The sequence below is a fragment of the Pediococcus sp. M21F004 genome (assembly GCF_051122535.1).
Lineage (GTDB): Bacteria > Bacillota > Bacilli > Lactobacillales > Lactobacillaceae > Pediococcus > Pediococcus inopinatus.
Genome location: NZ_CP177314.1, coordinates 1,012,277 through 1,031,282 on the forward strand (window position 1 = coordinate 1,012,277; position 19,006 = coordinate 1,031,282).

Genomic DNA, 19,006 nt, shown 5'->3' on the forward strand with positions numbered 1-19,006 from the left:
TTATACACCCTTTGGTCTATCTGCTTGATATGACTTTTTCTTCCAGACATTTTGCGTTGACGTACGACGTTAAGTACGTTATTATGTAAATGTGTTTAGAGAAGTAAAATTATACAAGGGGGAATTTACTATGCAAGACATTTACACTCCAACAAAAGCACGCCAAAATCTATATAATATCTTAAAAGACGTTAATAAAAATAGTCGGCCCATTACAATTGTACGTGCCAATGGTGATGAAAGTACTTCTGCTGTTATTGTTAGTAAAAGTGACTGGGAGGCGCAGCAGGAAACTATGGCACTTCTTTCTAACGGTCAACTACAATTCTCACTTGCACACGAAAAGGACCAGACAGAAGATATCGATGACATGTTAGCCGATATTGATAAAGAAGTTGATTCGGAAAAAACAAACGACTGAATGGAAAGTTAGAGCAGTCAAGTCAGCACGATCTGACTTAAAGAAAGCTCAAAACAGTTATTTACGTGATTCTTTAAGAGACATTATTGAAACTTTAAAACAAAACCCATACGACCCAATTCAATACTTTGAGAAACTTACACCACCTGGTCAAGGCAAATATTCGCGCAGATTAAACGGACAACATCGCGTAGTTTATTCAATTGACAAGAATAATCATATTGTCACAATCTTATCTGCTTGGTCCCACTACGAATAAATTAATAAGGATACTAAAAAATGACTATGAACTAATAATTGAGGTTCATAGTCATTTTTGATTATCCTAATCAAAAAAGAAGGCAGAAAAATGGTTACACGTGAAGAAATAATTAACTATGTAACTGAAAAGTACGATATTCAACCTGAATATCCATTCAAAAAATATCCCACCTATTGTGTTTTCAAAAGCAAACGTAATAATAAGTGGTTTGGCTTAATGATGCTTATTCCACAAAACAAATTGTATGGTGATCAGCAAACGGAAATTGAGGTTATCGACTTCAAAGTAAATCCTGAACTGGGTGCAATTTTAAAAAGCAGTAAATCTTACTACCCTGCCTATCACATGAATAAAGAACACTGGATTACAGCCGACCTCACTGCAATTGACGATCCCGATCAATTATTTGGACTACTCGATGACAGTTTTGAATTAACTCAATAACCTGATAAAATGGACGGCAATCAGATTAGGACAATCACCATATTTTTCTAAGCTCACAAAATTTCATAATCAATCGTAGCTGTACCCTAACAGACCAAAAATCGTTTATAATGAAGTTAACAACTCTGGTTTAGGAGGTACGCTTTGACTTATGAACCGAAGAAATCTTTATCTTAATAAACACGGAAAAAAATCACGCATTAAGATCATATCTTGGATAGCGGTTGCGCTACTGTTTATCGCGACCACGACCTTCGTGTACATTCGGCATGCCCAAATGGAGCCCCCTGCCAATAACCTGACTCCTAGTGCTGCGAGCTCACGGAAGGAAAAACGTGCGGAATCGGCCTCGATCGCTAAATTTAAATCAAGCCTTAGTGCGAAAGACCGATCTAACGCGCAATCCTCATCAATTTTACGGGCCCGCAGTTCAATTAGTAAGGCCAAAGAATCTCTCGCACGAGAAAAGGCTTCTAACAATAAAGTTGCCGCTTCTTTAAAACGTGAACAGGCCAAGGTTGCCAGAGACGCCAAACAAAACTCGACTAATGCCGAAAAAGTTTCTAGTGAATCTGAATCAATCAAGGCAACTTCTAGTTCACCAACTAAAGCTAGTTCAAGTAGCAAAGCAAGCAGCAGTTCCAGTCAATCCAAAAGTTCCGCTAGTAACGCTAGTTCTAGTGATTAATAAAAATATAAACAAACAAAAATCTCTTTCTTTAAACTGGGTTTCCAGTTAATTGAAAGAGATTTTCGACTCTATACTTTTTCCTGTTGATGGACTACCAATGTGGTAATCTATTAACAGGATTTTTTTGTAAAAAAAAGAGGCCCATAGGCCCCCACACACAAAAAAATCCACCCACTACAGCATCATCAAAGGATGTGAGAAACCATGAACCCTATAGATAATAATATAAAATTTTCACTCAGTATTAAAGACCCAAATGTTATTTTTTTCAGTTATAAGCATCAATTCATAAAATCAAAACCTGCTAAAGTCTATGTTGCCAATGTTAAAGCCACTTATAAAAGGTGTCCTCAATGTGGTTTTGAAAACTTTAGTCATAATGGACACTATGTGTCACGCGTTTCATATCCGTCGGCCAACGCTAGTGAGCCCGTCTATCTTGAACTGCATAAAGAACGATTAATCTGTAAAAATTGTGGAAACTCGGTAATGGCAACAACAGATCTCGTCAATAAGTATTGTAATATTTCCAAAGCTACCAGACAAAAAATATTCATGCATCTTCAGGATGATCGTACTCAGACTAGTATTGCTTTAGACAATAGTGTTTCTCCCAGTACCGTTTGTCGCTATTTAGACAACTATGATGATCTATTTCGGAGAAATTATCATTCTTTACCTGAGCACTTATCTATGGATGAATTTCGTGGTGTTGGCGGCGATTTCCACTTTCTCTGTATTAACGGTGATGGTGATCATGAAATTCAACAGATCCTACCGGATCGCTTTAAACAAACTATTATTGATTACTTTAATAAGTTTGACAGCACCGCTAGAAAGCAAGTAAAGACAGTTTCTCTGGACCTTAATAGTTACTATCAAGATATCGCCAGATTGGTATTTCCAAATGCCAAAATAATTGTCGATCGTTTTCATATTGTTGCGATGATGACTAGATCTTTTAACCAAAGTCGCGTTCAAATTATGAAAGAATACAAGAAACAATCCAAGGAATATCGGATGCTTAAATTCTCTTGGAAACTTTATTTAAAACACTTCGATGAACTTGAGGTTAAAAAAACATTTTTCGATCGACACCTTAGGTAACAAGTAACTCAACTCGAAAGAGTTCAGTTAGGTCTAGATGTTGATGAAAGGCTGTTAAATACTTATAACGCCATGCAAGGCATTATGATATGTCTTAAAAATCACGACAAAGATGGTCTCGTTCGATATTTATATAACAACGATAAGCTTAGCTCGCAAATGAAAGATGTTTTAACCACATTTAAAAAGAATCTTGAAATAGTCCTCAATGCCAGTGAATCAAAGTATTCTAATGGTCCAATTGAAGGGATCAATAGAATGATTAAACAAATTCAAAGAACCGCCTTTGGTTTCCGAAATTATCACCACTTAGTTTCAAGAGTTAAATTACAACAAATGAGAACTAAACCAAACAAAAAGACACTGTTAGAAGTTGCATAACTTCTAACAGTGTCCCAAATTCATCTATCAACAGGATTTGACAAAGAGCCAAAATCTCTACCGATAAAGTTTGACAGAAACCCAAAAACATTTCATATGAAAGTCTTTTTGTTAGATAATCAAACAAACACTCCCTACCTATTCGCCCATTACTAGAATATGGCAAACTCGGTTTCTAGCACGGTTCTGATCCCAATCAACAAAATAAACATAGCCAACAGAACCTGTTAATAATTGCTTGTCTTTAACTGCAAACGTCTGGTTTCCCCCAAATAAGGATCCACGAATATGTGCATCTCCGTTAAGAATTGTCCCAGGATCGTTTGGATAATTCTTATCCTTTTGGGCCAGATCTGCTAAAAACTGAACATGTTTTGGGCCAGGATAACGATAATTCGAATTTTCGGTTAGTTCTCTTGGCACTAATGTGTCAAGAATATTGTTTAAATCCGCCTGTAAATATTCATCTCCATTAAAATCATGATCATGAACATACTCTTCAAATAAAACAGAACAAGTAGTGTGCGAAGTTTGTACTAAGCAGATACCATTAGATACTTGACTCTCTTTCACAATCTTTTTAATTTCTTCAGTAATGTTCTTATAGGTTACTCGATCTTCCGTAGTAACTTTTATATCTTTTTGGTATACATTCATATTAGCTCTCCTTCAGATCTACCATGGCAGACATCATTTCATTTAACTTTTCTTCCCAGTTTGGTGCCTTAATAATACCGCTGGTACCACCTGTTCCATCTGCGCCAAGGCCCAAAACCTTCTTTACATCATCAGCAGTACTAACTCCTGCAGCTTGCATTATAAGAATGTTCTTGTCTACGTCCCGTATTGCACGATTTGTTTGCTCAATATATTCATCATTACTTATATTACCAGTGCCAATTAGGCTGTTGGGTTCACAGATCATCATTGTTGGATGCATTTCAGCAATCGCCGCACATTGCGCAGGTGTGTCAGAACATACTATGCTCATTATGCCTACTTCTTTTGCACGATTAATACTTCTGTCCAGTGTGGCAATCGTTAAAGGATTCTCTGCATGATTTAAAACAACCGCCTGTACGCCAATATTTTTTAAAGCTTCAGGTAAAACGTGCCCCATACCTCTTCCAGGTTTTAAGCTATCCATGTGTTGTGCTGTCAAAACTAAATTTGGTGCGGCTTCATGGATTGCCGATAAATCAACTAATTGTCCTGTAAATATACAATCGATATCATATCTTGCAGATACTTTGTCTGCGAGTTTAGCTAACTTAATGACATCCGCACCATATAAATATGATTTTGGATTTACTATAAAAAATGGTGTTTTTATTTTAATCAAGTTCTAAACCTCCAATCCTAAATTGTATATTGATAATTAACAGTGCCAAACACTTTATAATAATGCTCCGCCAAATCCTTTACCGCTTTTCGTTGTGCAAATGCCATATCAGGTTCTGACAAGAATGAATTTTTCTGGGTAGCATTCAACGCAGCATTTGCAAGATCGGTATATATATTTACTTTGGTAATTCCTTGTTTAGCAGCACGAGCTAAGTTTTCATCTCCAGATGAAGACCCCCCATGCAACACTAATGGAATAGGAACTGCTTTTTCCAATTCTGCCAATCGCGAAAAACTTAATTTTGGTGTTCCTTGTTTATACACACCATGTGAAGTCCCAATAGAAACGGCTAAAGAATCAACATTTGTCAATCTAGCAAATTCTTGGGCAGCTGCTACTTCCGTGTACATACTCCCATCTTTTGTAGAATTTGTGCCAACATGCCCAATTTCGGCTTCGACAACTATTCCTCTTTCATGAGCATAAGAACCAATGATTTTTGTTTCTCTAACGTTTTCGTTAAAATCCTTATCGGAAGCATCAATCATGACAGATGTAAAACCATGTGTAACCCCGTATTCCACAGTATCAACGTCTACACCATGATCTAAATGTAAAACTACCGGTACATTTGCCTTATTCCCATAGTACTTACCAAGTGCCAGAGCATCTTCTATACCAATTTCTGGGGAATGTTTTTGTGCCCAAGCTAATATTACTGGTAACTTTAATTCTTCCGCGGCCATAATTTCTGCACGAATTGAGTTACTATCCCAGAAATTGAAGTGTGGAAATGCATAATGATTTTGTTTTGCGTTTTTGAGTAATTTCGATGACGATATAAGCATTTATAACCCCTCTATTCATTTAATTCTTTTTTTATTTCTGAAAAAACACGATCAGCACCAATACCAGTTAGTAGAGGAACTCCATTAATTACCCTATCTTTAATATTCTCAGGAACTAATGTCGTAGATACAATAATGTCATAATCATCAATATGATTAACCTCTTCAGCAACTTTACTTTGATATAATTTTACTTTATCAAGCTGCCCTTCACTTTCTAACCAAGTTTTAATTTTACCAGTGACAACTGTTGAAGTTGCAACTCCGCTGCCACACATAATCATCATTTTCTTCATAATTAATGCTTCCTTTCAAAAATAATTTTTATTCTTTTTCGACTGGTGTTTTACGCAATTTGTTTAACTAAATTAATAACCCAAGAGCAATTACAAATAATATAACAACACCGACCCACTGGAATTTTTCACCCATCATGAGGTAAACCCAGTTGGTCCATAATCCTCCATCACTCAACGCTGAAATAGAAGAATTATTCCCCATATTAAAGCTTGCAGCCTTAGCCAGTTTCGTAATGACTGGTGCAAGCCAAGTTGCTGCATATAAGCTAATCGAAATGTCAACCTCACCTGCAATCACAGTTCGTAAAATATCACCTTTGAATACTGCCGCAAATAAAGCGATGAAATAAGGAATTGTTGCAAGATCACCAAAAGGTAAAACCTTATTTCCGGGTAAAATAACAGCTAATAATAATGTAATAGGCACAAGGAGTAACGCCGAAGATAACACACTCTCTTGACCAATTGCTAGAGCACTATCCATACCAATATATAATTTTTTGCCTGGGAATCTTTTCTTAATCATGGCATTAGCACCCTCAGAAATGGGTGTAAGTCCTTCCATTAATAATGAAACCATCCTAGGCATTAACATCATGACAGCGCCCATACTAACTGCTAAATTTAATGTTTTAGCAACATCAAGTTTTGCTAAAAGACCAATGACAAGACCAATAATTGCGCCTATTACCGTTGTATCACCAAAAACACCTAATTTTTTTTGAATGGTTTCCGCGTCTAAGTGAACTTTATTTAAGCCTGGAATTCGATCAAATAGCCAATTAAACGGAAGAGCAAAGATATAACCTGGTGCAGATAATCCATGAGGAAATGAGATTCCTTCCAACCCATAGTATTTCTCTACAGTCGGTGCACTTAAATCTGCCAAAAAATAATTGAACATTGTGACTACAATCATTAAAGCTGCACCAAGCCACATGTTACCGGTTAGCATATATAGAACAGAGCCTGCAAAAGCAACATGCCAGTAGTTCCAAATATCAACATCTAAAGTTTTCGTTAGTCCAAGAAGCAACAGAACAACATTTACTATCACACCTATTGGAATTGCCATTGCTCCGAGCGTTGTACCATAAGCAATAGCTGAAGCAGCTGGCCAACCAATATCTATAGATGCGAGATGTAACCCATAGTTTTTAATCATCAACTTTGTTGCTGGTCCTAAACTTGTGGTTAAAAGCGTGATAACCAGATTTAGTCCAATAAACCCAATACCAACCGTTAAACCTGCCTTGAACGCTTTACCAGGTCTGATTCCTAATATTAATCCGAATATAAATAATAGAATTGGTAAAAACACACTTGCTCCTAGATTGACTATCCACTGAATAACTTGCATAATTTAGCCCTTCTTTCAATAATCATCTTAATTTTCTAAAACATGAAAAAATTCTTTTTGATTGTGGCACTTGATAAGTTGCATCATAAACTCATTATTAGTAAAAAGTGCCATTAAGTTTTGAAGCATATCTAATTGATCATGTGGTGATTTCAAGCATAAAATAAAAATCATATTCACAGGCACAACCTCCGTTTCGCTCGCCATCTGCCGAAAAGTGATCGGGTTTTTAAAAGACATAAACGCAATTTGGTCTTGATTAACCTTATCTGCATCAGTATGAGGAATAGCTACTCCTAAATTATTTGATAACTGTAATCCAGTTGGATAATTATTTTCTCGGATTAGAATAGCATTTAAAAAGGAGGACTTTACAATATCCCTATCAAGTAACTTGTTACTCAATTTAGTTATAGCTGCTTCTCTAGTTACAGCATCGTCATCAAAGAGCATAATATTTTCATTAAACATTTTTTTATCCAGTAACATTAAAATCCCTTCTTCTTATAACCAATTGATTAAATTGGTATTTTTCTCGTACATTTTCAGAAATTGTTTTCTCCCTGTATCGGGAAATTGCAAAAATTTAGATAATTGTTTAAATTCTAGATCTTGCTTTTTAGGATTAATCACTAATACAACAAAATTCATTACTTGATGATTCTCTTCACTATATGCGGATTTCCAAATCACCGGGGTTTTTTCTAACGCATATAAACAGAATGGTTTTTCTATCTTTTCTGACGATACATGCAAAATTACCGTTTGATTACCAATAAAAGTATCACCAATCTGTTCTCGAGATTTTATACAATCCTTAATTTCAAGCACGGACATACCTGGTAAATACGGAGTAATAGCTTTTGCTAATTGATTTATTGGCAGAATCGTAGGTATGTTTTCTAAATATAGTATTCCCTCTTTAACGTATTTTCTGTAATGCACTATTGATCATCTTCTTATCCGTTTCATTTAGTAAAGCACTAATTAAGATGCTCTTAGCGGATTGAATTTTCCGTGGGAGAACAACTGTTGAAATAATTAAATCTACATCTGTATTTTGATCAAGGTATAATTCATCATCAAAAGAGGAAAACACTTTATCCACAGTTATATTATTAAAACTTTTTTCTATCTTTACTTTTAGTAGCTCTGAGGTCCCGATACCACTAGCGCATACTATCCATACATGAAATTGATCCGCCTGTTCTTCTAAATATTTAGCAAAATATAAAGTAATAAAACCGACCTCATTATCAGATGCATTTGGCAATTTAAAGCGCTTACAAATAATTGTAAGGGCAATTCTAATTTTATTGGGTCTACACTTTCTGGTATTGGTGAATAACTGATACCAGTTTTTATTTTGAAAATTAAAAGGACATCTGTCCTCTTGGTGCTACGATTTAATCGCCAAACAAAATCGAAAAGAGGAAAAACAGATGTCCCTAACTAATTCTATCTTAAGCTTGTTTGAAATGACAGACCCAAATATAACCGTAACTGGTGTTACCAAGAAACGTTGCCCGAATGGACAACGAATTCATGTCGTTCACGCCAACCTTTCTTATCAGCTTGTGAAATGTCCCCATTGTGGCCATAAAAGTCTAATTAAAAACGGTACCCACGTTAGTCATCTAAGGTTGGGAACCTTATCAGGCGGACGTTATGAAATGCAGCTAAGAAGACAAAGATATCAATGCCAACATTGTTTAAAAACCTGTGGAGCTAAAACTAACCTCGTTAGACGTAATGAAACTTTTACCCACAATGTTAAACATCAGGTCATTGTGCTAGCTCGTGACATGCTGACCAGTAAAGAAATCGCTAAAATTTGTGGCATTTCACCAAGTAGTGTGCAACGTATTTTAAATGCAAATATTCACTTGGCTTACCGTGTTAAGCAACTTCCACCAAATCTTTGTTTCGATGAATTTCGTTCCTGTAATCATCTAATGTCCTTTAACTGTTGCGATGCCGTTAGTCATCGCCGCATTGTGACCCTCGAAGATCGTCTCAGTAAGGATATCATTGATTACTTTGAAGCTCGTTATTCAGTTCAAGAACGTGCGAAAGTTCAAACAATTACTATTGATATGAACGCCGAATATGCCAGCTTTATTCATCGTTTATTCCCGAACGCTGTCACGATTATTGACCGTTTCCACATTATTCAGCTTGCTGGTCGTGCACTAGACAATGTACGTACACGCATTATCCGTACTTTTCAAGATAAGCATTCACGCATTTACCGCATCCTTAAATCTCAATGGCGTTTATTTCATTTGGCAGAAGAGAAAATCAATGACACTAAGCTTATCTATTTACGAGGCATTAACGAGTATATGACCCAACAGAACGCCATCGACCTTGCCTTAGATGAATTTCCAGAATTCAAAACTGTGTATCAAACTTATCAAGGCATTCTAACTGCTATCCACCAAAAGAATGCCACGGGATTTAAAAATTTGATTACCAACTACCAAGTAGCTGGTAATCAAATGGACGTCACCATTTCAACCTTCGTTAAGAACGGCTCAGCAGTGCTCAACAGTTGTCGTTATCCGTATTCTAACGGTCCTATTGAAGGACTTAATCGCAAAATCAAGGTATTAAAGCGTAGCTGTTTTGGTTTTCGAAATATTCATAACTTCTTCATTCGTATCAGTTTAATTCATGAGTAAACAAAAAGCACATTCACCGAAGTGAACATGCCTTCAAAAATCTCTACCAATACAGTTTGACAGAGACCCAAGTTTCTGAATCAACTTTACGACGAATACTTAGAACCCATCGGGTTCTGTCACCCAAAGCTCATCACAATACCAAAAGACAAATACGCAAAGAATTAAAGCTCAAGGAACAACGGCAGGCTTTGTCTAAACGTGACGAAAAGACCTTACAAGTTGTTGAACCAGTGGAAGCAATAAAGGCTCATCCGTCACGCGCTAGGAAAAAATTTGCCGGTGAACTTATTCAGATGGATGCCTCGGTTGAGCTCTGGTTCGGCAATACAAAGACTTATCTACATGCCGCGATTGATGATTATAGTGGTGCGATTGTTGGCGCCTACTTTGATACCGAAGAAACGTTAAACGCTTATTATCAAGTTATGGCTCAAATATTGACTTCTTTTGGAATCCCGTATGAGATTTTAACAGACCGAAGAACGGTTTTTAACTCAAACAAAAAAGCAGATTCTCCAACGAAGGAAAACCCACTCACTCAATTCGGTTATGCGTGTAAGTCACTGGGAACCAAACTCTCAGTGACTAGCATACCGCAAACCAAAGGCAGAATTGAACGCCTTTTTGAAACACTACAAAGCCGACTTTTAAATGAACTTAAACTAGCAAATACAACGACAATTGAGCAAGCTAACGACTTCCTCAACCCATTTGTAAAAGAATTCAATCAAAAGTTTGCTTTACCTATTAAAATTAACACGAGTGGCTTTGACAAACAACTTACATCTTCAGAAATTGATCAGATTTTAATCACAACTCGAGAGCGCTCAATTTCATCTGGTCACACTGTCAAATTAAATAATCAGGAATATCAATTATTTGAATCAGATAAGCTAGTTTGTTTAAAACCACGAACTAAGGTCTTAATCGTTAAAACTTTAACTGGTAAGCTTTACGCTACTACAGATGCAGATCAAATATTTGATTTACATCCGCTTGCAGATCATGACTTAGTTTCGCCAGCTTTCGAGGTTATTATTGAAAAACCATCTAATATGGCCCCAAAGAACAAGAAGCCCAAGGCTTCTATGAACCACCCATGGAGGAGAGCCAATTATCGCGACTATTTGCGTACAATTGGGTATTCCGAAAAAGGAGCAAATCATATGGCATATGAGATTTAAATTTGACAAGGATGTTCAATGATTATTGAGACATTTTTCCTTACCGATTGACACTTTCGCCCAAATAATTGCCACGTTTTTTAATTTTTTTGCCAAATCTGTTGATTATTACACTAAAAACAGAACCCGACAATTTGGAATACTCCAATTAACGGGTTCTGTTTTATTTATTTTGTAAACTGATTCTTAATTAAACTAACCTTTTTCTGCTTGATGCATTGTAACTCGTTCTGAAATCTTCATAAATGGTAAATAGAAAAATACTCCAAATACAATTGAAATAAGTTGTACAAGAACTGCCCTCCAGTCACCACCAGTAGCTAAAAAGCCATTAAGCAGAGGCGGAGTCGTCCATGGAACCATGACAACAGTTCGATTCATAAATCCAACTGCTGTGCAAAAATAAGCAAATAATAAGGCAATAACAGGAGTCAAAACAAACGGAATTAATAATGGTAAATTAAAAACAATTGGATATCCATAAATAACTGGCTCATTAATATTAAACAAACCAGGCACAATAGAAAGCCCTGTGATCTCGCGACTAGCCTTCATTCTTGAAAATAGAATAGTTGCAATTAACAGACAAATTGTACTACCAGTGCCACCCAACATACCGAAAGTATCACGAAAAACACTAGTAATAATATATGGAACATGTTGTCCAGCTGCAAACGCCTGCATATTTTTGTTTGTATTAATCAATAATACTGGATCCAGTAGTGTTGCATTGATAACAGCCTGGTGAATACCAAAACCAAATAATAAATTACCAACACTGTATATCAGTAGAAAACCAGGCAAACTTGTATTAACCCGACGTAAAGGCTCTTGTATAATCATTGTAATTAGTTTAATCATATCCGTATGTGCCAGAACGGTTAGTAGTGCGGCTATAATGGCTAATAAACTCAAAACTACAATTGTTGGAATCAAGGTCATGAAAGAATCACTAACTGCAGGTGGAACATTTTCACCCAAATTAATTCGAAGCTTTTTCACACTAGATAATTTAATATAAAGCTCAGTGGCAACAATTCCAATAATAATCCCAGCAAACATGCCAGTGACACCGATATTTGTGTAAGATAGGTATCCTGTAATATTAACTGATGCGTTTTTTCCAATTGGGAGTGCTTGTAATGTACTTGGCATCATTACAATCAACCCTGCTAATGAGATAATTGCTGCTCCTAAAGCATTATTAAATCCACGATTTTTTGCTAAGCAGTATCCAACAACTGGTGCAATTAACATCCCCGCGATATTCAGAGTTCCATTAACTAACAAATTTCCAAATATTTGAAAATTAGCTAATGTGCTACCTTTTAGAAATAGTGTGAAAATAACATTATTTATTAGAACTCCTAAACCAGCCAGTATAAATAAAGGCATCATCATTGCAAATGCATCTCGCAATGATCTTAAGTGAATTTGATTTCCAATCTTGATTGATACTTTTGTGAACCCATCAATAAATTTTTTTCCTATTCCATGATTTTGCATTTTTTCACCTCACCCATTCTTTTCGTTTGCAATCATGTCTTTAAACCAGTAATAACTTTTTTTTGGTACTCTACGTAAATCACGAAGATTATGATTGTCACGATTAACGTAAATCAAGCCATAGCGTTTCTCCATGTTTCCGGTTGAGCTTGGAATATCGATTAATCCCCATCCTAGATATCCAATAACATCTGCACCATCAATATGAATTGCTTTTTTCATCGCTTCAATATGGTCTTTATGATACTGAATACGATAGTTATCAATAATTTGATGTGTACCATCCCAGTTCTCTTTAGCCCCAATTCCATTTTCCACTGAGAAAATTGGCAAGTCGAATCTATCGGCCATCTTGGTAATACAATTTCTGAATCCCTCAGCATCAATTTGCCAACCATATTCTGAAGTTTTTAAATTAACATTTGAAACCTTTCCTTGACTCATATAATAATTAGGAGCTGTGCCTTCTGAAATTTTTGCTGAATCAATTACCAAACTATAATAATAGCTAAATGCTAAGAAATCGCTCTCAATATTTTTATAAGTGTCAACAGTCATATTCAAATTTTCAATCAGATCAGACATTCCGTTGTTTTCCATAAATCTCAGTACTTCATTAGAACGAACACCTTTTGCAAAAAACGAAAGAAAGTCGTTATTAATAAACTCATTTGCCTTTCGAGTGATCATGACATCTCTTGGCTTTGTAGAATTTGGGTACATCTCCTGATAAGCTACCATTCCACCAATTTGTAGTCCCTCAAATTGATGAACATAATTTGCAATTTCTGCGTAGGCAATAAGGGTATTAGTTGCAATTTCATATTGATCCTGAACTGTTTTATTCCCCTTAAAATAACCACTATTTTGAAATCCCTCTTCAAACATTGTGCAGTTTTGCTCATTGAATGGAATCCAATATTTAACTTTACCAGCAAGAGATTTTATCATTATTTTTGAAAAACGTACAAATGCGTCTCGTACATGATTATTTATAAATCCATTGTATTTCTTCGCCAATGCTAACGGCATATCAAAATGATACAAGCAAACAACAGGTTCTATATCACGTTCTAAAAGTGCATCCACAAAACGTGTATAGTATTCAATACCTTTTGTATTAATTTCTCCGTCACCAGTTGGAATAATGCGAGACCACGAAACCTGAAAACGGTAACAATTCATTCCAGCATTTTTCATCAAGTCAAAATCTTCTTCATACCGATGATACTCATCAATACTAACTTTCCAATCTGCAGTTTCTGAGGTCTGTTCCCTAATATCATAAACAGAAGGCCCTTTTCCGTCTTCGTCCCATGCACCTTCTGTTTGCATACTTGATACCGAATTACCCCACAAAAATTTAGAATTTTTCATTTGCACCCTCCTTGATTAACTATAGTATAACTCATTTTTTAAACTTGTAAAGTCAAATGTTTTATTTATAAACTCAAATGCTTAAACTTGGAAAAGTAACTTAATATGATAAAATTAAAAGTGGAAAAGAAGGTGGTTACTATCAGCCAATATAAAGAAATTGCAAACACATTAAAAGAACGCATTAGGAATGGTGACTATAGACCTGGACAGCACCTTCCCAGTCAAAAAAAATTAGGGAATGAATTTAATACCTCACGGGTTACAATTCAGAAAGCCCTTGACGAATTATCAAATGCCAATTTAATTTTACGTAGACAAGGAAGTGGAACTAAAGTTGCCCCAAACTCTCAATCAACTTTAGATATTCTATCCAGTCAATACGAAGGTACAACAAAACTTTTTGAAGGACGTGGCAAAGTTAGTACTAAAGTTCTAAAATTTCAAATTAGACTGCCTTCCTCGCATGAACAAAAAAGACTGGCTATTTCTGATTCAACACCCGTTTATGATGTTCTGCGTTTACGAAATGTTGATGAAGAACCTTACGAATTAGATCATTCTGTTATGCCCCTTTCGGTTATTCAGAACTTAACTGAAACAATTGCTAGTAAATCAATCTATGATTTTATTGAAACCACTTTAGGATTAAAAGTTGGAAGTTCTATCAGAAAGATAACAGCGGACATTCCGCAAAAAAATGACATCGAATACCTGAAGTGTGACCATGGGGAGCCCATTTTACAGGTTTCGCAAACCGTTCACTTGTCTGATGGAAGAGCCTTCGAATATTCACAAACACGACATCGTTATGATAAAGGTGGAATTATTGTTATCAATAATACACTGAGCACCAACGGATTAGACGCATAAAAAATGTTAAAAATAACATGCATAGGAATTCTATGCATGTTATTTTTTGCTTATTCTATAATGGGTACAGTCCAAGTTTTCATCTCATTTTAAAACTCGAAATTATATTTTTCGTAATGTTGCTCATGATAATGCGGCTCGGCCTCAAACATCGCTTCAAAAACATAAAATTGAAATCTATCAGGACCAATTTGGGCCACAACGTTATCTGTATATGAATCCGATCCAGAACCAACTAATATATCTCTCAACTGGGGCAACGTCATTTCATCATTCTCATATTTTCCAATCTCTAATAGATAATCTCTAGTATTGCTGGCGTTGTGTTTGATGTGGCCCACGCGAGGGTGCTCTGTTTGGTCTAACCTCGTATTAACTCGTTGTAACTGATCTGGATCAGTAATTTTTTCCGATTCAAGCATAGAATTCCTCCCGACTATCTTAAAGTTATTTAGATAAATCAAGTTCATTATACGAACACACGTTCTTTTAGTCAAGGAGGTCTTTGTTATTAACGCATAGGCAATGGCGCGCTTTATTTAGATTAGTCAGCTCTGTTTTCGGTTCAACAAAGTAAGTTTAGACTGTCATTCTGAAAGCTTTTGACTTATCAGAATTAAATACTGTTATATAATATGCTGATAATGTTATGCTGTGTTTGTTTCATACGAGATTAGCTTGTTCGAAGAAAATGTAGCTGTAATAACGCTCAGCAAAAGAGAACAAGCAGAGATACAAAATCAGAAAGAAGCTGATGATTACGAGTAATAATTCAGTTAAGAATGTCATTGCCATCTCTGACATCCATGGCAATATGGCCGTTTTTACCGAACTTGATAAGCTTATTAAGAAATATCCCCTTGCCCAAATTGTTTTCCTTGGCGATTATATTGATGGACATAAGCAAGGCTTTCAAGTACTTAATAAAATTCGAGACTATCAGTCTAAGTTGCCGACTCAAGTACTTGTCTTGAAGGGTAATCATGAACAAATGTTTCTGGATTACATGGATACTGAAGACCAGCTCTGGTTTGTTAACGGCGGCCAAGCAACGCTAAAAGAATGGGCTTATCAATTGACTGGACGTGGCTACTCCATCGATAAGGACCGGAAACTGGTTAAACGTGACAATCCTGAGATCTTAGATTGGATTAATAATATGCCTCTTACATATTCAATCGGTCACTTATTCTTTGTTCACGCTGGATTAGATTGGAACAAATCTGATCCACGTACCCAAACACAACCCGATGAAATGTTGTGGATTCGCGATGCCTACATTTATCAAATGTCATCATCTGATCCTGTTTTTGAACATAATCCTTTGAATCAGGCACTTATCACAGGACATACACCTACACTTTTGATTTATGGTGAATATGATGACAACCGTCCAGGTTTCAAGAATGTATTTACTAATCAGTCTGACCCATGTCCCATTAAACAAGTTCAGTACCCTGGTGAATATGCACGGTTCTTTATTGACGGTGGCAACCATGGCGGTTTGGCTCGCTTAGGGCATTTTTTTAATGTTTCTGACAAATATTTTCTGAATTTACAAAACGATATCGATAGTCGTAATACCAACACTAAGTTTTGAAGACCATTTTTTAAGTCAACATCTGCAAAATCAAAATATGAATATAGATAGCAAAAGAGGCTAGATGAACAATTCTTCTGTTCCAGCCTCTCCTTTTATTGTATTTAATTTGGAAAACGAAGTTTATCTAGATCGATCGTAAAAAAATTCTTAGATCCAAGGTTTTCGCACTCTCCTATTCAGTTGATATGTTGCGAAAACACGCATCATTGCTATCCAATAAGTAACAAATTTAAATTTTTCCTCCACCGTTCAATAAAGAAGTAAGTAAGCAGAATTAGTTGCGTTTTGTACAATAAATTCAATTACATTCTGTAATACAGTCTGGCATACGTCTTGTATATACCGTCATCACGTGTTAACTTATGCTATTGAAAGGAATGATACTCATGCCAAAAACTGTTAAAACTCGTAAGGTTGCTAAATCTACTGTCATCACTGTTCCAAGCGAATTAAATGTGCCCATTGATGTTCAATTTAAGCCGTCAGTTAATGAACACGGAGACTTGATTTTTAAACGAATTGACCAATTAAATCAAGAAGAAGCTACGAACATTACTGAATTTGTTGATCAATTTAAACCTGTTCTTGAGTATTTAAAGGACCGATAGTACGAAGCTTAGATACTTAACAGTCCAGCAGCTTAACGAGATAAACAAGCAAGTTGTACTGCAGGTCGGTGAAACCAACTATGGCGCTCAATCTGTTGAAAGTTTGCACGTTGTGATTGAGCAACCGGCTCAGATCGTATTCGGTCACGAACTGTATCCGACAATTTGGTTAAAAGCTGCTTTCATCCTGCAAAAAATTATCCAAAATCACGTTTTTGTGAATGGTAACAAACGAACCGCTTTGATGGCGAGTCTTTATTTTATTAATCAAAATGAATACCAACTAATTAACAACAAAATTGTTAATCAAGCTGGCGGCTTTGCTCTCTCAGTTACCAATTCGCCTGACAACGAAGAAACCATGCAGCAAATAGCTAACTGGCTGCAAGAAATTCACAAAAATAAATAACATCATTATTAATTAACACGAGGATTCATCTACGCCACTACGTTACATCTGCAATCAAAAAGCCCATGCCTCTTATACCAAATGAATAAAAACAGTGGATTTAGAGGTTTACAATCATTTTAAAAATCAGCTGGAACATCCAAGCTCAAACAGGTTCAAATAGCCCGTACCCATTTTCGTACCTATTTGGCCAAAAAACAAAAAAGCACAGGCCATAAGCCCATGCTAAATGCTGTTATATCAATGATGCGTCAGGAGGGAATCGAACCCTCATCATGAGGACCGAAATCTCATGTGCTATCCATTACACTACCGACGCGTATAGTGTAATTCTAATGAACTTAGACCCAAATTTCAACCTTAAGTTTCACGTACCAATGGAATTTTAGCTTTTTTACAGCTAAAACTGTCCGTTTAACACCCGATCAATCATATCCAGCACACCACCATGATTATTATCAAGCGGCGTCACTAGCGAGGTTACCGCCTTAGCTTCTGGCGCCGCATTTTTCATCGCGTACCCATATTTAGCATGCTGCAACATTTCAGCATCATTTTGATTGTCACCAAACGCCATCGTTTCCGCCATTGAGACGTTCCAGATCCGCTGTAATTGCTCTAATCCATACGCCTTAGTGACATGTGGTTTAATGATATCAATCCCACCAAGACCACTCATCACTTCTGTGAGGTGGTCTCCAAACTCAGCCGACAATGCAGCATGCTTATCCCGCACATCACTCAAATTGGGCCAATTAACATCCACTTTATAAATATCATCTGTAACGGACAGAAGATCATCCCTATGGATAAGCTTTTCATAAAAGTATCTAGTTCGATCCCAGGTCTCACTTTGGGGTGTGATATTTGTAGAGGCTGCTTTCTCACCAGACAAAATAATGACGGCATCCGCAAACATCGGCTGTTTCATCACAGTAGTTACAACTTCTTGCCACAATTCTGGTTCAATCGGACTGGAATCGAGCACTTGGTCTTTTTCCACAATCAAGGCCCCGTCTTCCACCACATAGGTGAGATCACCGGTAATCCCGGCCATCACTTTTGTACAGTGCAAATACTGATTTCCACTAGCTACAACAAAGTGAATGCCACGTTGATTCATCTCGTCAAGTTGTGTTTGAAACCTAACTCGGTCAAACTCGTGCTGATCATCTAAGAATGTGCCATCAATGTCGCTCGCAATTAATTTAATGCTCATTTAGAACTCCTTTAAATTAGCGTTGATTAATAACTCTGCTGATTTCTTTACTTAAATAAATTAACATACCATTTGCATCCTTACGGAAATCATCTTCAAAGGAAGCCCCTTGAGATTTAACAGTTCCAGCTGGTTTTTCAGGTGTTTCGTAAACAGTAATTGTGTCGTTATCTAAGGTACAAGAATAATAATGGCCTTCAAGTTGTTCATCTAAAATTGATTGCGCATTATCTTGAATGGCATCAAAAATAACTTCTTTTTCATCGCTGGTATGTCCCAGTTCTTCTAGTTGTGCAATTTTAAATTTAACCTCTGTCATGTCTTGAGGAATTTGAATCATTTTTCTCACGTCTCCCTATGATTAATCTATTTAAACGCGTCA

At 36.3% G+C, this 19,006-nt stretch carries 22 protein-coding genes, 1 tRNA gene and 2 pseudogenes; 11 read left to right on the top strand and 14 right to left on the bottom strand.

Annotated elements, in window-relative coordinates:
- Nucleotides 1-130: 130 nt before the first annotated feature.
- The 5 genes and pseudogenes from ACLHK8_RS05320 to ACLHK8_RS05340 all read left to right on the top strand — a co-directional run bounded on the left by ACLHK8_RS05320 (nt 131) and on the right by ACLHK8_RS05340 (nt 3,306).
- Entirely contained in the window at nt 131-421 is a 291-nt protein-coding gene (locus ACLHK8_RS05320; RefSeq protein WP_323715271.1) for a type II toxin-antitoxin system Phd/YefM family antitoxin, read from the top strand.
- Complete coding sequence (locus tag ACLHK8_RS05325) at nt 396-680, top strand: Txe/YoeB family addiction module toxin (RefSeq protein ID WP_434520455.1); 285 nt, start codon at nt 396-398, stop codon at nt 678-680. Before ACLHK8_RS05320 ends, ACLHK8_RS05325 begins: the two co-directional genes overlap by 26 nt.
- Nucleotides 681-770: 90 nt before the next feature.
- Nucleotides 771-1,127, top strand: a complete 357-nt coding sequence (locus tag ACLHK8_RS05330; protein ID WP_323715273.1) for an MmcQ/YjbR family DNA-binding protein — start codon at nt 771-773, stop codon at nt 1,125-1,127.
- Nucleotides 1,128-1,278: 151 nt separating this feature from the next.
- Nucleotides 1,279-1,815 (top strand): hypothetical protein, encoded by a 537-nt coding sequence (locus tag ACLHK8_RS05335; protein WP_434520456.1) that lies wholly within the window; start codon nt 1,279-1,281, stop codon nt 1,813-1,815.
- Nucleotides 1,816-2,022: 207 nt separating this feature from the next.
- A pseudogene (locus tag ACLHK8_RS05340) lies at nt 2,023-3,306 on the top strand (ISL3 family transposase).
- Nucleotides 3,307-3,444: 138 nt separating this feature from the next.
- On the opposite strand, the gene ACLHK8_RS05345 reads toward ACLHK8_RS05340, so the two are convergent.
- The 8 genes from ACLHK8_RS05345 to ACLHK8_RS05380 form a co-directional block, all read right to left on the bottom strand.
- Nucleotides 3,445-3,963, bottom strand: coding sequence for a YjbQ family protein (locus ACLHK8_RS05345; protein WP_434520457.1), 519 nt, complete (start codon nt 3,961-3,963; stop codon nt 3,445-3,447).
- Nucleotide 3,964: 1 nt separating this feature from the next.
- A complete protein-coding gene (locus ACLHK8_RS05350; RefSeq protein ID WP_434520458.1) occupies nt 3,965-4,648 on the bottom strand; it encodes a triose-phosphate isomerase in 684 nt (227 codons plus the stop codon).
- 17 nt (nt 4,649-4,665) lie between these two features.
- Nucleotides 4,666-5,499 (bottom strand): class II fructose-bisphosphate aldolase, encoded by an 834-nt coding sequence (locus ACLHK8_RS05355; protein ID WP_434520459.1) that lies wholly within the window; start codon nt 5,497-5,499, stop codon nt 4,666-4,668.
- Between the two features lie 11 nt (nt 5,500-5,510).
- A complete protein-coding gene (locus ACLHK8_RS05360; RefSeq protein WP_434520460.1) occupies nt 5,511-5,795 on the bottom strand; it encodes a PTS sugar transporter subunit IIB in 285 nt (94 codons plus the stop codon).
- 67 nt (nt 5,796-5,862) lie between these two features.
- Nucleotides 5,863-7,158 carry a PTS galactitol transporter subunit IIC gene (locus tag ACLHK8_RS05365; RefSeq protein ID WP_434520461.1) on the bottom strand — a complete coding sequence of 432 codons (1,296 nt, stop codon included), beginning with the start codon at nt 7,156-7,158 and terminating at the stop codon, nt 5,863-5,865.
- 27 nt (nt 7,159-7,185) lie between these two features.
- Nucleotides 7,186-7,647 carry a PTS sugar transporter subunit IIA gene (locus tag ACLHK8_RS05370; protein ID WP_434520462.1) on the bottom strand — a complete coding sequence of 154 codons (462 nt, stop codon included), beginning with the start codon at nt 7,645-7,647 and terminating at the stop codon, nt 7,186-7,188.
- A 15-nt stretch (nt 7,648-7,662) separates the two neighbouring features.
- The gene (locus tag ACLHK8_RS05375; protein ID WP_434520463.1) at nt 7,663-8,103 is read right to left on the bottom strand and encodes a PTS sugar transporter subunit IIA; all 441 of its coding nucleotides are present in this window, start codon (nt 8,101-8,103) and stop codon (nt 7,663-7,665) included.
- Complete coding sequence (locus ACLHK8_RS05380; protein WP_434520464.1) at nt 8,081-8,431, bottom strand: hypothetical protein; 351 nt, start codon at nt 8,429-8,431, stop codon at nt 8,081-8,083. The genes ACLHK8_RS05375 and ACLHK8_RS05380 overlap by 23 nt, the downstream gene beginning before the upstream one ends.
- A gap of 169 nt (nt 8,432-8,600) precedes the next feature.
- Here ACLHK8_RS05380 and ACLHK8_RS05385 point away from each other — a divergent pair, with 169 nt between their 5' ends.
- Complete coding sequence (locus tag ACLHK8_RS05385) at nt 8,601-9,842, top strand: ISL3 family transposase (RefSeq protein WP_105782168.1); 1,242 nt, start codon at nt 8,601-8,603, stop codon at nt 9,840-9,842.
- A gap of 11 nt (nt 9,843-9,853) precedes the next feature.
- Nucleotides 9,854-11,029 carry an ISNCY family transposase gene (locus ACLHK8_RS05390; RefSeq protein WP_434520491.1) on the top strand — a complete coding sequence of 392 codons (1,176 nt, stop codon included), beginning with the start codon at nt 9,854-9,856 and terminating at the stop codon, nt 11,027-11,029.
- 195 nt (nt 11,030-11,224) lie between these two features.
- On the opposite strand, the gene ACLHK8_RS05395 is transcribed toward ACLHK8_RS05390, so the two are convergent.
- Both ACLHK8_RS05395 and ACLHK8_RS05400 read right to left on the bottom strand, forming a co-directional pair.
- Nucleotides 11,225-12,535, bottom strand: coding sequence for a PTS sugar transporter subunit IIC (locus ACLHK8_RS05395; protein WP_434520465.1), 1,311 nt, complete (start codon nt 12,533-12,535; stop codon nt 11,225-11,227).
- Nucleotides 12,536-12,544: 9 nt separating this feature from the next.
- Nucleotides 12,545-13,912 carry a glycoside hydrolase family 1 protein gene (locus ACLHK8_RS05400; RefSeq protein WP_434520466.1) on the bottom strand — a complete coding sequence of 456 codons (1,368 nt, stop codon included), beginning with the start codon at nt 13,910-13,912 and terminating at the stop codon, nt 12,545-12,547.
- Between the two features lie 105 nt (nt 13,913-14,017).
- Between ACLHK8_RS05400 and ACLHK8_RS05405 the strand changes: the two genes are divergently transcribed.
- The gene (locus ACLHK8_RS05405; protein WP_434520467.1) at nt 14,018-14,785 is read left to right on the top strand and encodes a GntR family transcriptional regulator; all 768 of its coding nucleotides are present in this window, start codon (nt 14,018-14,020) and stop codon (nt 14,783-14,785) included.
- An 89-nt stretch (nt 14,786-14,874) separates the two neighbouring features.
- Here ACLHK8_RS05405 and ACLHK8_RS05410 read toward each other — a convergent pair whose 3' ends face one another.
- Nucleotides 14,875-15,207 (bottom strand): hypothetical protein, encoded by a 333-nt coding sequence (locus ACLHK8_RS05410; RefSeq protein WP_434520468.1) that lies wholly within the window; start codon nt 15,205-15,207, stop codon nt 14,875-14,877.
- Nucleotides 15,208-15,539: 332 nt separating this feature from the next.
- Here ACLHK8_RS05410 and ACLHK8_RS05415 point away from each other — a divergent pair, with 332 nt between their 5' ends.
- The 3 genes and pseudogenes from ACLHK8_RS05415 to ACLHK8_RS05425 form a co-directional block, all read left to right on the top strand.
- On the top strand, nt 15,540-16,385 hold the full coding sequence (locus ACLHK8_RS05415) for a metallophosphoesterase family protein (RefSeq protein WP_434520469.1): 846 nt from the start codon (nt 15,540-15,542) through the stop codon (nt 16,383-16,385).
- Between the two features lie 389 nt (nt 16,386-16,774).
- Nucleotides 16,775-16,996 carry a hypothetical protein gene (locus ACLHK8_RS05420; RefSeq protein ID WP_434520470.1) on the top strand — a complete coding sequence of 74 codons (222 nt, stop codon included), beginning with the start codon at nt 16,775-16,777 and terminating at the stop codon, nt 16,994-16,996.
- A gap of 25 nt (nt 16,997-17,021) precedes the next feature.
- Nucleotides 17,022-17,405 (top strand): annotated as a pseudogene (locus ACLHK8_RS05425) (type II toxin-antitoxin system death-on-curing family toxin); the annotation flags it as partial.
- A 247-nt stretch (nt 17,406-17,652) separates the two neighbouring features.
- Here ACLHK8_RS05425 and ACLHK8_RS05430 read toward each other — a convergent pair.
- The 3 genes from ACLHK8_RS05430 to ACLHK8_RS05440 form a co-directional block, all read right to left on the bottom strand.
- Nucleotides 17,653-17,724, bottom strand: a tRNA-Arg gene (locus ACLHK8_RS05430).
- 81 nt (nt 17,725-17,805) lie between these two features.
- The gene (locus ACLHK8_RS05435) at nt 17,806-18,624 is read right to left on the bottom strand and encodes a Cof-type HAD-IIB family hydrolase (protein WP_434520471.1); all 819 of its coding nucleotides are present in this window, start codon (nt 18,622-18,624) and stop codon (nt 17,806-17,808) included.
- A gap of 16 nt (nt 18,625-18,640) precedes the next feature.
- Nucleotides 18,641-18,964, bottom strand: a complete 324-nt coding sequence (locus ACLHK8_RS05440; protein ID WP_434520472.1) for a hypothetical protein — start codon at nt 18,962-18,964, stop codon at nt 18,641-18,643.
- Between the last annotated feature and the right edge of the window lie 42 nt (nt 18,965-19,006).